Annotated in this window: 14 protein-coding genes and 1 pseudogene; 4 read left to right on the top strand and 11 right to left on the bottom strand. The window is 69.8% G+C overall.

The window, feature by feature from the left end; all coding sequences use genetic code 11:
* Nucleotides 1-7: 7 nt before the first annotated feature.
* A complete protein-coding gene (locus ABZS69_RS43330) occupies nucleotides 8-580 on the bottom strand; it encodes a TetR/AcrR family transcriptional regulator (protein ID WP_355383022.1) in 573 nt (190 codons plus the stop codon).
* A gap of 97 nt (nucleotides 581-677) precedes the next feature.
* Between ABZS69_RS43330 and ABZS69_RS43325 the strand changes: the two genes are divergently transcribed.
* Entirely contained in the window at nucleotides 678-1,088 is a 411-nt protein-coding gene (locus ABZS69_RS43325) for an organic hydroperoxide resistance protein (protein ID WP_355383019.1), read from the top strand.
* Here the strand turns inward: ABZS69_RS43325 and ABZS69_RS43320 are convergent.
* Nucleotides 1,078-1,791, bottom strand: a complete 714-nt coding sequence (locus ABZS69_RS43320; protein WP_355383016.1) for a TetR family transcriptional regulator — start codon at nucleotides 1,789-1,791, stop codon at nucleotides 1,078-1,080. The two genes, ABZS69_RS43325 and ABZS69_RS43320, sit on opposite strands and share 11 nt — an antisense overlap.
* 114 nt (nucleotides 1,792-1,905) lie before the next feature.
* Here ABZS69_RS43320 and ABZS69_RS43315 point away from each other — a divergent pair, with 114 nt between their 5' ends.
* Nucleotides 1,906-3,075: an acyl-CoA dehydrogenase family protein gene (locus ABZS69_RS43315; protein ID WP_355383013.1), complete on the top strand. Its 1,170-nt coding sequence runs from the start codon at nucleotides 1,906-1,908 to the stop codon at nucleotides 3,073-3,075.
* Between the two features lie 83 nt (nucleotides 3,076-3,158).
* On the opposite strand, the gene ABZS69_RS43310 is transcribed toward ABZS69_RS43315, so the two are convergent.
* The 6 genes from ABZS69_RS43310 to ABZS69_RS43285 form a co-directional block, all read right to left on the bottom strand.
* Nucleotides 3,159-5,285 carry a peptidase domain-containing ABC transporter gene (locus ABZS69_RS43310; RefSeq protein WP_355383010.1) on the bottom strand — a complete coding sequence of 709 codons (2,127 nt, stop codon included), beginning with the start codon at nucleotides 5,283-5,285 and terminating at the stop codon, nucleotides 3,159-3,161.
* A gap of 20 nt (nucleotides 5,286-5,305) precedes the next feature.
* Nucleotides 5,306-5,494: a hypothetical protein gene (locus ABZS69_RS43305; RefSeq protein ID WP_355383007.1), complete on the bottom strand. Its 189-nt coding sequence runs from the start codon at nucleotides 5,492-5,494 to the stop codon at nucleotides 5,306-5,308.
* Nucleotides 5,491-6,489, bottom strand: a complete 999-nt coding sequence (locus ABZS69_RS43300) for a TIGR04500 family putative peptide maturation system protein (protein ID WP_355383004.1) — start codon at nucleotides 6,487-6,489, stop codon at nucleotides 5,491-5,493. The genes ABZS69_RS43305 and ABZS69_RS43300 overlap by 4 nt, the downstream gene beginning before the upstream one ends.
* Nucleotides 6,486-7,445 (bottom strand): MvdC/MvdD family ATP grasp protein, encoded by a 960-nt coding sequence (locus tag ABZS69_RS43295; RefSeq protein ID WP_355383001.1) that lies wholly within the window; start codon nucleotides 7,443-7,445, stop codon nucleotides 6,486-6,488. The genes ABZS69_RS43300 and ABZS69_RS43295 overlap by 4 nt, the downstream gene beginning before the upstream one ends.
* 50 nt (nucleotides 7,446-7,495) lie before the next feature.
* Nucleotides 7,496-7,645, bottom strand: a complete 150-nt coding sequence (locus ABZS69_RS43290; RefSeq protein WP_355382998.1) for a hypothetical protein — start codon at nucleotides 7,643-7,645, stop codon at nucleotides 7,496-7,498.
* 235 nt (nucleotides 7,646-7,880) lie between these two features.
* Nucleotides 7,881-8,273 carry a hypothetical protein gene (locus tag ABZS69_RS43285; protein ID WP_355382995.1) on the bottom strand — a complete coding sequence of 131 codons (393 nt, stop codon included), beginning with the start codon at nucleotides 8,271-8,273 and terminating at the stop codon, nucleotides 7,881-7,883.
* A 505-nt stretch (nucleotides 8,274-8,778) separates the two neighbouring features.
* On the opposite strand from ABZS69_RS43285, the gene ABZS69_RS43280 reads away from it, so the two are divergent.
* A complete protein-coding gene (locus tag ABZS69_RS43280; RefSeq protein ID WP_355382992.1) occupies nucleotides 8,779-9,117 on the top strand; it encodes a helix-turn-helix transcriptional regulator in 339 nt (112 codons plus the stop codon).
* On the opposite strand, the gene ABZS69_RS43275 is transcribed toward ABZS69_RS43280, so the two are convergent.
* From ABZS69_RS43275 to ABZS69_RS43265, 3 genes are all read right to left on the bottom strand, one after another.
* Nucleotides 9,101-9,856 (bottom strand): hemerythrin domain-containing protein, encoded by a 756-nt coding sequence (locus ABZS69_RS43275; RefSeq protein ID WP_355382989.1) that lies wholly within the window; start codon nucleotides 9,854-9,856, stop codon nucleotides 9,101-9,103. The two genes, ABZS69_RS43280 and ABZS69_RS43275, sit on opposite strands and share 17 nt — an antisense overlap.
* Nucleotides 9,857-10,291: 435 nt before the next feature.
* Nucleotides 10,292-10,684 (bottom strand): VOC family protein, encoded by a 393-nt coding sequence (locus ABZS69_RS43270; RefSeq protein WP_355382986.1) that lies wholly within the window; start codon nucleotides 10,682-10,684, stop codon nucleotides 10,292-10,294.
* Nucleotides 10,681-11,487, bottom strand: a complete 807-nt coding sequence (locus tag ABZS69_RS43265; RefSeq protein ID WP_355382983.1) for an ArsR family transcriptional regulator — start codon at nucleotides 11,485-11,487, stop codon at nucleotides 10,681-10,683. The genes ABZS69_RS43270 and ABZS69_RS43265 overlap by 4 nt, the downstream gene beginning before the upstream one ends.
* Before the next feature lie 53 nt (nucleotides 11,488-11,540).
* On the opposite strand from ABZS69_RS43265, the pseudogene ABZS69_RS43260 reads away from it, so the two are divergent.
* Nucleotides 11,541-11,794: pseudogene (locus ABZS69_RS43260) on the top strand (molybdopterin-dependent oxidoreductase); the annotation flags it as partial.

Genomic DNA, 11,794 nt, shown 5'->3' with positions numbered 1-11,794 from the left:
CTGGGGCTCACCTGGCCAGCACCCTGGTGAGCGCCTCCTGGGCGGCGGCGCGCACCGTGGCGGGATCGTCGAGGTCGAAGCCGACCACGAGCCCGTCCCTGAGCAGCAGGACGATGCCGGCGGTCACCTCCGGGTCGGGGTGGCCGTCGGCGGCCAGGAGGTCGCGGTAGAGGCCGCGGACCCAGCGGCGGTATTCGTTGATGGCCTGCCGCACGGGGTGGGCGGGGTCGGGATACTCGGCCGCGGTGTTGACGAAGGGGCAGCCGCGGTAGTCGGGCCCCGCCCCGAACTCGCACATGAAGGCGAAGAGCTCCATCAGCTTCCCGCGCGGAGAGGCGGCCTTCAGGGCCGCGACCATGGCGCGCTGCAGCGCGGTCTGCTGGGTCACGTAGGCGCGGACGAGGTCGTCCTTGCCCGGGAAGTGGTGGTAGAAGGTCGCCTTGGCGACGCCCGCCTCGGCGATGATCCGGTCGATCCCGACCGAGTGGACGCCCTCCGTGTAGAACAGGCGCGTCGCGGTCTCGAGGACGCGCTCGCGCGCCGGGCTGGGGCGACGGCCCTCCAACGTTTCTGCGCTCACGAGTTGACGATAGCAGACAGATCTGTCTACTCTTTTGCCCAGCGAGCCAGACAGACAGGTCTGTCTTAAAGAATCGCCGTAACGAAGGGCAACGACCATGAGCATCTACACCGCCATCGCCACCTCCGCCGGCCGCGACGCCCGCGCGGTCTCCTCGGACGGAAGGCTGGACGTCAAGCTGGCCCTGCAGAAGGAGCTGGGCGGCGACGGCGAGGGCACCAACCCCGAGCAGCTCTTCGCCGCCGGCTACGCCGCCTGCTTCGCCTCGGCGATGCGGCTGGTGGGCGCGCAGCAGAAGCTCGACGTCTCGGACGCGTCGGTCACCGCCGAGATCGGCCTGTCGCCCAACGGCAAGGGCGGCTTCCAGCTCGAGGCCACGCTCCGGGTCGAGCTGCCCGACTCCATCGCGCCGGAGGCGGCCAGGGAGCTCGTCGAGGCCACCCACCAGGTGTGCCCGTACTCCAACGCCACCCGTGGCAACATCCCCGTCAACCTGGTCATCGAGTAGGCGGATCGTCGGGGCTGCGGGTGACGGCCTCGATCTCCTCGGCGATCTTCCACAGCGGTGTGCGGCGGGTGGTGAGGACGACCATGACCTCGTCGGCGGCGGCCCCGGCGTCGAGGCCGTCCACCCAGGGACCGAGGGCCTGGGCCACCTCCGAGATCGCCGCCGCGAGCCGCGCCCGTACGTCGCCCTGGCCGCCGGACCGCAGCCAGCCGCGCAGCACGTGGTTGTGCGCGGCCACCACGGCGGCGGAGGCGACCTCGTGGCGCAGCCGGAACTCCGGCCCGCCGCTCTCCGCGCGGCGCCCGTCGAGGTAGCCGACGAATGCGCGCTGGTAGCGGCTGGTGGCGGCGATCTCCCACTCGCGCAGCGCCGGCACCCGCCGCGTCAGCTCGTACCGCTTGACGGCCGTCTCCGGGTCCTCGGCGTACATGTCCAGGACGATCCCGGCCGCGTCCGCGATCACGAGGAGCGGCGAGCGCAGCGGCGAGGCCGACTCGAGGAACTCCGTCACCCGCGACAGGCACGCGTCATGGTCGGGGAGGATCGCGTCCTCCTTCGTGCGGAAGTGCCGGAAGAACGTCCGCCTGGCCACTCCGGCGGCCCTGGCGATCTCGTCCACCGTGGTCGCGTCGAACCCGGCGTCGAGGGACAGGCCGATGGCCGCCGACATCAACTCCCGGCGCGCGTCTCGCCTCGCGGACATCTGCTCCCTTCCGTCCGCCCATGAGGTGATTCACCGTACACCCGCTCTGGCGCACTGTCACTCAGTGCCTTATCTTAAGTCACTGAGTGCCTGTTCTTGAGTTGGGAGAAGCGTATGAGCCTGGCCGGCCACCTGCACGACGTGGCGGAGGAGCACCCCATGCTCCGCGAGGCGATCAGGGCCCTCGCCGAGGAGAAGATCGCGCCGCGCGCCGCCGCCGCGGACGAGAACGAGGAGTTCCCGTGGGAGGTCTACAAGGACCTCGTCGCGGCCGACTTCCACGCCGTTCACATCCCTGAGCAGTACGGGGGCGCCGGGGCGGACGCGCTGGCCACGGTGATCGTGATCGAGGAGGTGGCCCGCGCCTGCGCGTCGTCCTCGCTGATCCCGGCGGTCAACAAGCTGGGCACGGTCCCGCTCCTGCTGTCGGCCTCGGAGGAGCTGAAGTCCCGCTACCTGCCCGCGGTGGCCAGCGGCGAGGCCATGTTCTCCTACGCCCTGTCGGAGCCGGAGGCGGGCTCGGACGCGGCCTCGATGCGGACGCGGGCGGTCCAGGACGGCGACCACTACGTCCTCAACGGCACCAAGATGTGGATCACCAACGCCGGCATCTCGGAGTACTACACGGTGATGGCGGTGACGGACCCGTCGGCGGGCGCCCGCGGCATCTCCGCCTTCGTCGTGGAGAAGTCCGATGAGGGCGTCTCCTTCGGCCCGAAGGAGAAGAAGCTCGGCATCAAGGGCTCGCCCACCCGCCAGGTGATCCTGGAGGACGTCCGCATCCCGGCCGCCCGCATGGTCGGAGCCGCGGGCACCGGCTTCAAAACCGCCCTCGCCACCCTCGACCACACCCGCGTCACCATCGCCGCCCAGGCCCTGGGCATCGCCCAGGGCGCCCTCGACTACGCCATCGGCTACGTCAAGGAGCGACGCCAGTTCGGCCGCCCGATCGCCGACTTCCAGGGTCTGCAGTTCATGATCGCCGACATGGCCATGAAACTGGAGGCGGCCCGCCAGCTCACGTACGCGGCCGCGGCCATGTCCGAGACGGCCATGCGCGGGACTGCGGTCAAGGACCTGACCTTCTTCTCCAGCGCCGCCAAGTGCGCGGCCTCGGACGCCGCCATGGAGATCACGACCGACGCGGTGCAGTTGCTGGGCGGCTACGGCTACACGCGCGACTACCCGGTGGAGCGCATGATGCGCGACGCCAAGATCACCCAAATCTACGAGGGCACGAACCAGATCCAGCGCCTGGTGATGGCCAGGCAGCTGTTGAAGTAGGCGTTGACGCGCGGAAACCGCAGGCTCGCGCCGGTCCTGGTTTGCCCTTCATCGCCGATCTGGTCATCCTCTTCGGACTCCCCTCAGCCGAGGAGCTGCTGGTCGGCCTGATTCCCCAGGTCGGACAGGGCCGCGTACCGCCCGCCGGATCGCATCAGCTCGTCGTGGGTTCCTCGCTCGGCCACCTGACCCGCCTCTATGACGAGGATCTGGCCGGCGTCGCGCACGGTGCTCAGCCGGTGGGCGATCACGACGCGGGTCAGCGGCAGGGCCGCGAGGTTGTGCTCGATGGCCGCCTCGGCCACGGTGTCCAGGTGGCTGGTGGCCTCGTCGAGCAGCAGGATCCGCGGCTCGGGCAGCAGGGCCCGCGCGAGGGCGATCCGCTGCCGCTGGCCGCCTGACAGGCCGCCGCCCTCGGTGAGCATCGTCTCGTACCCCATGGGCATGGCCATGATGTCCTCGTGGACGTGCGCAAGCCTGGCGGCGGCCACGATCCTGTCCAGCGCGGCACCGGGGACGGCCAGGGCGATGTTCTCCCTGATGGTTCCGGTGAACAGGTGCGGGTCCTGGGTGACCACGCCGAATCGGCCGCGCAGCCAGCCCGGGTCCATGTCGCGCGCGGGCGTCCCGTCGTAGCGGATCTCGCCCTCGACCGGCTCGTAAAGGCCGAGCAGGATCCTGCCCAGCGTGCTCTTGCCCGAGCCCGAGCTGCCCACCAGCGCGACCTTCTGTCCAGGATCGATCCTGAGCGTGACGTTCCTGAGCGTCCAGGGGGAACGTGGGTCGAAGCGGAACCCGATGCCGCTCAGCGCCACCTCCCCGCGCAGCCGTGGCCGCGCGCCGCCGGTGCGTTCCGGCTCGGCCTCGACGATGTCGGCGAGCCGCTCGACGTGAGCTCCGGCCTCCTGGAGCTCCTGGAGGCTGGTCAGCAGCGAGGTCAGCGGGGTGAGCGCGGAGACGGCGAGCGCGTTGAGCGCGAGCATCGTTCCCAGGCTCGGCCCGCCGTCGAGCACTCGGACCGCGCCCACGAGCAGCAGCAGCGCGGGAGCGAGGATCCTGATGCAGGACAGGACCGAGTCCAGGAGCCCGCGGGTCAGGCCCAGGCGCAGGTCGGCGTTCATCTGGGAGGTGAACATCGCGGACCACCGCTCGACGGCACGCCGTTCCGAGCTGGACGCCTTGATCGACTCGATGCCCCGGATGGACTCGATGAGCCGACCCTGGGTCGTGGCGGCGGCGGTCAGCCCGCGCCCGGTGAGATCGGCGATCCGTCTTCGGGTGAGGAGCAGCAGGACGACCTGGACGGCCGCCATCGCGGCCAGGCACCCGCCGAGCACGGGATCGCCTGCCAGCACGAGGATCATGAGCACCACGGCCAGCGGACCGTCGAGGAGGGCCGACAGCACCTGGCCGGACAGCATGGCTCTCAGGCTGGCCGCGCTCTGCGTGCTCATGACCAGGTCGCTCGTCCCGCGCAGGGTGAAGTACCCGTAAGGCAGCGCGAACAGCCGCCCGACCACCCCGCCCGTGAACTCCGTGTCGGCCCGTGCCCGCAACATGAGGAGCACGGCCGTACGCAGGTAGTTGAGGATTGCCTGGATCAGCACCACGATCGGCAGGCCGACGATGAGGACGCGCAGCAGATACCGGTCGCGGCCGGGCAGCACCTCGTCGACGACGAGCCCGGAGAGCAGGGGCAGCACGAGCGCGGCCACCTGCAGGAGCACTGAGGCGAGCAGCGCCTGGATCAGCAGGCCGCGGTGGCGCATGAGCAGAACGCGCAGCAGGTTCGCGCGCCACGGGCGCCGCTCGGGCCCCTGGACGCTGAAGTCCGGGCCCGGCTCGAAGGCCAGCACGACCCCGGTGAACCCGAGGTCGAACTCCTCCGGCGTGAGCCGGCGCCGCCCGGAGGCCGGATCGACGACCTCGACGACGTCCGGGCGCCAGCGCTCGACGACCAGGAAGTGGTTGAACTCCCAGTGCACGACGAACGGCCCTGGCACCGGGCCGAGCCGCTCGGGCGCGATCGAGAGCGCCTTGGCGCGCAGGCCGTACGACTTGGCGGCCTCGACGATCGCGAAGGCAGTCAGCCCATCCCTGGACACCTGGAGATCCGCGGCGACCTCACGCACGCTCGCGCGGCGCCCGTGGTGCCCGAGCACCATCGCCAGGCACGCCGCGCCGCAGTCGGCCATCGTGTTCTGCCTCATCACGGGTACCCGGGCCCGCCTCATCGCGCGTCACCGACCACGGGAAGGACGCCGAGCAGCACCACGATCGCCAGGGCCAGCGCGAGCAGGCCCACGTAGATCCACAGCCAGGTCAGGAGTGTCCTGGAGACGCGGTAGGGGCGCTCGGCGTGCCGCCGGACGCCCTGATGGTGGTGAACCGCCTTTTCCCGGTACGGAAGCGGGTTCACCTGCCCGCCGTCCGTTCCGCGACTCCCCAGAACCATTCGATCTTGGCCGCGTTCCTGCGCTCCTCGATCCATTCGCTGAAGATCCGGCGTTCGACGAGGTCGCGTACGGTCTCGTCGAGGACGGCCGGCTCCACCGCCAAGACCTTCACCAGCAGGTGCCCGCCCTTCGCGGGCAACGGCCCGATGATCGTCCCCGGAGAGGCCGCGAAGATCCGCTCCGCCACCTCCTCATCGACGTCGCCCCGGCGGAGGGTGGCGAACGCCTCGCCCGGATGGGCGCTGCCGTCGGCGAAGGCCCGCTCGACCACGTGCAGGAACCCGGCCGCGTCGGGCACGGCCGGTTCGGTGACGAACACCGCCCGCGCGACGCGGGCGACGTCGAGCTCCCCGCCGTGTTCGGCGAACCAGTCCTCCACCCGTCCCGCGGCCACCCGCGAGCGGAGCGCGGCGACGGCGGCCTCAAGGGCGACCAGCTCCTCCAGCTCCTGGTGGGAGATGCGGTTGCGCTCCATCCAGGCCCGGGTCGCCTCCCCGGTCAGCAGACCGCGGGCGCGGCGGAAGGCGTCCATCGCCTCCTGCAGCGCGGCGTCGCTCAGCGGTTCCCGCGTCTCCTCCAGTTCCTCACGTACGAGGCTGTCGGCGACGAGCCGGTCGGCCAGCGCGGACTCGTCCCAGATGAAGTCCAGGCAGGCGATCGCCCTGGCCACCGGTGTCTCGATGCCATTGACCCGAAGCAGCAGGTGCTCGCCCGCACGGTGCACGCCGCGCAACGGCCATGGCAGGGCCCGGTCGGCACACCAGGACAGCGAGATCGTGGCACCGTCGCCGTCCTTGATGAGCAGGGCATGGTGCAGCGAGCCGTCGAACTCCTCGCGCTGGGCGACCAGTCGAGTCCGGGCCTGCGGGTACGCCGCACGGAACCCCTCCAGGCCACGCTCGGGCCCGCCCGAGCTGAGCAGGCCGACCGCGTCGGCGAGCATCGGCCCGTACGTCATCGCTTCACTCCCCTCTTGAGCAGTTCGCCGATCGCTGCGCTGATCGGCAGCCCGGTCGCGTCCTCGATCCACAGGAACTGGCCGTTCGGGTTGATCTCCAGGAAGACGTGGCGGCCGTCCGGCGTGCGGATCAGGTCGATGGCGCCGTAGGACAACCCGAGCCGCTCGACCAGCTCCAGGCAGCGCCGGGAGACCTCGCCGGGCAGGTCGTGCGCCAGCACGGGGGTGGCGCCCGGGTCGTAGTGCCGCCAGTCGTATCGTGTGTGGTTGCTGACCTGCGAGTGGATCTCCGCCGCGAAGAGCTCGCCGCCCACCACCGTCACTCGCACCTCGACCTGCTTGGGAACGTACGCCTGGACGATGATCGGGCATAGGCGCAGGGCGTCGGCATGACCGAGGTCCGCCGGAGTCACGGGCGCCGCGAACCGCCCGAACCGCTCACCGCCCGCCGCCGGCTGATTGCCGTGCACGGGCTTGGTGATCACTCGGCCTTCGTGCCGGTCGTAGAAGTCGAGAAAGCGTTCGGGATCGTTCGTGATCAGCGTCGCGGGCAGTTCGAAGCCCAGCTGCCTGGCCACTTCGAGCTGGTACGGCTTGCGCCCCGCGCGGTCGATGACCGGCCTGGAGGCGGGGACCTTGAGGCATCCCAGGCCGTCCCACAGGCTCTCGGCCATGACGCGGCACTCCTCCTCGACGTGGTCGCGGGCGACGGTCAGAGGGTGGGCCACCGGATTCCCCGGGCGGCGATACCAGATCGCGGTCAGCTCGTCGAGGACGAGACGGCGTCCGCCACGGCTGAGGGTCCGGACGGTCGAGCCGTCTCCCGGATGGCCGATCTCCAAGGTGGCGGCGGCGGGGAACTGCGCGGGGTCGAAGACGGTGACGTCCGCCCCGGCGAGCGCCCCCACGACACGTTCGGCGTGCTCGTCTCCGTCGCAGGTCAGTACGAGGATCATCAGCGTGGTTCCGGTCGGGGGCGCGACCTGGGTCGCGCCCCCGCGGCTCACTAGTTGCTGTCGCCGGAGGTGTGCGTGTGGCCGTTGTGGATCTCGATGACCTGGCTCTTGGCGCCGCCGCTCACCTGGAGCAGCTGGCCCTCGTCGAGCTCGGCGCCCAGGGCCGCGATGTTGTCGAGGCTGGTACGCGTCTTACCCATGTTCATTCCCACCCTTTGTCCACGCGGGGAGCCGAATGCACCCCGTCGCGTGGAACACGTTAGAGAGGCGGTACACATGGCGTCGTCCGTCGCATGGATGATCAGCTGTCACCCTGGGGGCGGAGCAGCGTCAGTCGGCGGTCAGGCGGATCGCGGCTTCAGGACACTCCAAGGCCGCGGCTCAACACTGCCGTCCCGGCCCTGAACGGCGTCTGCGTTCCGCACGCGAGCTTGTTTATGCACGACCGGCGCACAGCTCGTTCAGCTCGGCAACAGCTGGCGATCCTTGAGGCAATCTCGCGGAATCGATCTTCCGAGAAGACGTCCAGATCGAACCAGTAGCGCTGACCTGGTCCGTGATGAGGTCCTGGTCGCGAGCCTCGACAGGCGTCATGCGGCCCCGGCAGTCGAGGAACGTCGTGCAGCGTGGCAACAGGGTTTCCGGAGCTCCCTTTGTGTGGGCGACGAGTCTGTCGTCGCGCTGGTCATGGTCGACATCAGCTTGAGCTCGGGATTGAAATGGAACTGCCGGCGGCGCGCGGCCTCTCTGTCTGGCCGCATCCAGGTCGGCACCCAGCGCCTGTGCCGCGAGCAGCACGGCTACTTCGGTCCGCCTCCTCGCCCACATGGGATTTCGGCGTGAAGGGGACTGCGCCAGGCGTGCCGCCTGACGAGGTCTGCCTGTGGAATGACTCGTAGACATCGATCAGCACCCGTCGTTGCCGCCTGGTGATGGTGGCATCGGCCAGGATGGCGGCCGGAACGCTGCGGCACCTGCCGCCTGCGAGGACTTCCAGCTGTACGGAGAGCAACTGGGCCGCTATGGACAGGCTCCTGGCGAGTGGGCGCAGGATCAAGGCGCATGGGGTCGATCGAGCACACCTTGCCCAGCTCCGGTTAGAGGCGCACATCTTGGCTGATCGTCTCGTACATGACGCCCCACCGACCTCGATTACACATCGTGACCATATGCCACATCCTGCGATATTGCCGGTACGGCCTTCCTGAATCCCGCGGCCATTCCCTGGATTCACCAAAATCGCAACCAGGACCGGCGTCGCGTCTTCGTCTCCGTCCTGACATCGGTGGCCGATATCGGTTCCGTCATATGCCGGAGGGCCTGCCGAGTCGGGATGGCGGGCGAGGATGAGGGAGTTTCTGAGCAGGACATCCGCGGGGCGTGGATGACTGAGGAGCTCAAGCGGCACGGTTATGTGATCAGTCCTGGCACGTTGTATCCGACGTTGCACCGGCTGGAGGCCGGCGGGTATATCGGGCCACCGAGGCGGGTGTGTCAGCGCTGGCAGAGGACCGCAGGGCATTGCTGGAGCCGGCGCGTGAGGTGCTGCCCGCCGCCGACCGGCCACTGGGGACCGCTTGGCCCTGAGCGTGGTTGGCCCCCTCAGTGCGGCCATGCCCCGAGTGTCTTGGGCTCGCCTCCGGCGCCCGGCGGAGTTATACGCGGGGTGTGAACTGCTTCAGGTCGTAGATGCCGAGCGTCTTTTCGATGTCGGCCACTTGCCCGACCACTCCGGTGAAGCCGGCTGCGCCGAAACGGCGGTGCTCCTCGTCTTCGAAGGTCTCGGCCATCTCGGCGAATTCCTTGGGCGGGATGACGTCTCGCATGGCGGGGAAGACCACGGTGTCCTCGCGGGCTTCGTGTGGCTCGTACATGCGGATGAAGGCGGCCAGGTTGACGGCCAGGTCGCGACGGGCCCGCTGGGGGGTGGGTTTGGCGGTGGCGTCCAGGATGCGGCCGGTCAGGACGCGGCCGCGCCGGTGCTGCTGGACGAGCACTGAGACGGTGTCGGTCAGCTTGCCGGCTTTGACCAGGCGCGGGAAGACATAGCGCTCTTCGAGCTGCTCGTGGTACTCCTCGATGAAGGTACGGATGATGCCCGCCCCTGCGTGCAGCGGCTGCGCGGGGACCTGCTCGCCGGCGTCGATCCGCCGGATGCCCTCGCGATAGATCAACAGTACGCGTTTGAGAATCCCGTGCTCGCGCATGAGGTCCTCCGGTGGCGTGACCGGTACCTCTTGGCCCTGTTCCGGGGCGGGGGCAGGCGCGGGCGTTGCGGCGCCGTCGGCCTGTTGCGCGGCGCCGCAACCGGTCAGCACCGCCGAGCCGCAGGCCAAGGCGGCAGGCAACGCGAGCACCTCGCGGCGGCGAACGATCGGTATTTCGCGGTCGCTCCTTGCTTGTTTCCTCATCTTCAGGCCCCAGCCCCTAAATCAGTCTTGACCGCATCACGCCAGGTGCCTGCCCGCCCGCCGATGAGCTGATGCGGTAATACGGGTAATGCTTGCCTCAGCTCGGCCAAGCCACTGCGGTCCAGGCAGCCTGCCAGCACGCCGAAGGAGGAGAAGCCGATCGCGCCGCGCAGGTCCGCCGTACCGGCCAGGATCGCGCCGATGACCAGCTCGGCGCGGTGGGGGACCTTGAAACGGGGGGGGGGGGGCGGCCAGCACGTGTGGCAGGTGCCGGTCGCGGGCCATGGCCAGCGTGGTGCGGGAAACGCCCAGGATCAGCGCCGGCAGCGGCAGCTCGGTGGGCATGGCCGCGGCAGTGTGGTGAGCCGGTGGCCAGGTCGGCTCACCACAGGGCACCTGCCGGCGGGGTGCGAGGTCGGCGCGGAGAGGCGTTGCTCAGGGCACGGGCCGGGGGGCGGGCTGAAACAGCTCGACGAGGTTTCCGGCGGGGTCGGCGAGCAGGATCTGGCGGCCGCCGGGGCCGGTGACCACGTCGCTGCGGAACGACAGGCCCGCGTCGCGCAGCCGGGTGATCTCGGTGTCGAGGTCGTCGACGATCAGGTGGATACGGTTGCGCCCCGCGCCGGCGGTCTGGTCGGGGGTGGCGCGGGCGCCGGAGCTGGTCGGTCCGGACAGCAACAGCCGCAGCGGCCCGCGTACCACGTCGGCGAAAGCGGGAGCGGCGCTGAAGTTCAGGGTGAAACCGAGGTGAGTGGTGTAGAAGTCGATGGCCGCTTGGACGTCGTCGACGATGTAGCGGACGCCGGCGACCTGGTCGGCTGGCATCATGGCTGGACCTCCCGGTGCGGGGTGGGGAAAAGGACAGGTTGCAGGTACCGGATGCGAACGTCGATCTCCGCGGCTGTACGGTCGAACGCGGAGTAGCTGTCCCGGACAGTGTCGTTGCCGCTGGTGCCGGACGGGTCGGGGATGCTCCAGTGCAAGCATTGCGGGTGGTTGTCGAAGTCGGGGCCGACCTCGCGGACCTTGTCACACAGGCTGATCACGTAGTCGAAGCGGTGGCTGGTCATCGTGTCCAGGTGCCGCGGGCGCTGCGCGGTGATGTCGATCCCATACCGCCGGCGTAGCACTCGTACGGTGTTGGGATGCAGGGACGCTTTAGGGTGGCTGCCGGCGCTGGTCACCTTGGCGCGGCTGCCGACGCGGTGACGCAGCAGGGCCTCGGCGATGGGTGAACGGGCGCTGTTACCAGTGCACATGAACAGCACAGAGGGTGCCGCCACAGCGGTAGCCGGGGCCGTGTCGGCCACGATGTCCGGCTCGGCGGGGAGCAGACGCAGCGAGGGATGCAGGGCGGCACCGACGGCGGCCAGCCCGTACGCGCATTGCTCCAGGTCCAGGTGGTAATAGCTGTCGCGGCCGTCGAAGCTGCTGCGGTGTGCCCTGACCAGCCCGGCCGAGCGCAGCAACCGCAGGTGATAGGAGACCAGGTTCTGCGGCTCGCCGACCAGGGCGACGAGCTCCCGCACGCGAAGATCGCTGCGCGCCAGCTCGTTCAGCAGCCGCCAACGGACCTCATGGGCGGCCAACCGAACGAACAGCGGCGGGACGGCCTGACCGGACTGCACCATATCCGCCACGATACATCAAACTGGTTTGATGTATTCGCTCGCCTCTGCCACGACGCCTGTACGGGGTGGCCAAACGGCCGGCCATCGTCTACGGCCTCGGCGTGACCGAGCACCTGCACGGCACCGACGGCGTGCGCACCCTGGCGAACCTGGCCATCCTGCGCGGCGCGGTCGGCACCGGCCGCGGGTTCGGCGTGAACCCCCTCAGAGGTCAGAACAACGTCCAAGGCGCCTCCGACATGGGCGCCCTGCCCGACCTGCTGCCCGGCTACGGCAGGGTCACCGACCGCGTCGCACGCGGCCGGGC

It is taken from the genome of Nonomuraea sp. NPDC005650 (assembly GCF_040605375.1).
In the GTDB taxonomy this organism is placed as follows: Bacteria; Actinomycetota; Actinomycetes; order Streptosporangiales; family Streptosporangiaceae; genus Nonomuraea.
The sequence above is the reverse complement of the archived record's forward strand: the minus strand, read 5'-3'. Positions and strand labels throughout refer to the sequence as shown.

Coding starts and splice junctions, on each gene's coding strand:
- ABZS69_RS43275 (WP_355382989.1), bottom strand. CDS start 9,856: ATGAGGAAACAAGCAAGGAGCGACCGCGAAATACCGATCGTTCGCCGC.
- ABZS69_RS43290 (WP_355382998.1), bottom strand. CDS start 7,645: ATGGGTAAGACGCGTACCAGCCTCGACAACATCGCGGCCCTGGGCGCC.
- ABZS69_RS43325 (WP_355383019.1), top strand. CDS start 678: ATGAGCATCTACACCGCCATCGCCACCTCCGCCGGCCGCGACGCCCGC.
- ABZS69_RS43315 (WP_355383013.1), top strand. CDS start 1,906: ATGAGCCTGGCCGGCCACCTGCACGACGTGGCGGAGGAGCACCCCATG.
- ABZS69_RS43310 (WP_355383010.1), bottom strand. CDS start 5,285: ATGAGGCAGAACACGATGGCCGACTGCGGCGCGGCGTGCCTGGCGATG.
- ABZS69_RS43265 (WP_355382983.1), bottom strand. CDS start 11,487: ATGGTGCAGTCCGGTCAGGCCGTCCCGCCGCTGTTCGTTCGGTTGGCC.
- ABZS69_RS43280 (WP_355382992.1), top strand. CDS start 8,779: ATGGCGGGCGAGGATGAGGGAGTTTCTGAGCAGGACATCCGCGGGGCG.
- ABZS69_RS43320 (WP_355383016.1), bottom strand. CDS start 1,791: ATGTCCGCGAGGCGAGACGCGCGCCGGGAGTTGATGTCGGCGGCCATC.
- ABZS69_RS43285 (WP_355382995.1), bottom strand. CDS start 8,273: ATGTGGGCGAGGAGGCGGACCGAAGTAGCCGTGCTGCTCGCGGCACAG.
- ABZS69_RS43295 (WP_355383001.1), bottom strand. CDS start 7,445: ATGATCCTCGTACTGACCTGCGACGGAGACGAGCACGCCGAACGTGTC.
- ABZS69_RS43270 (WP_355382986.1), bottom strand. CDS start 10,684: ATGATGCCAGCCGACCAGGTCGCCGGCGTCCGCTACATCGTCGACGAC.
- ABZS69_RS43300 (WP_355383004.1), bottom strand. CDS start 6,489: ATGACGTACGGGCCGATGCTCGCCGACGCGGTCGGCCTGCTCAGCTCG.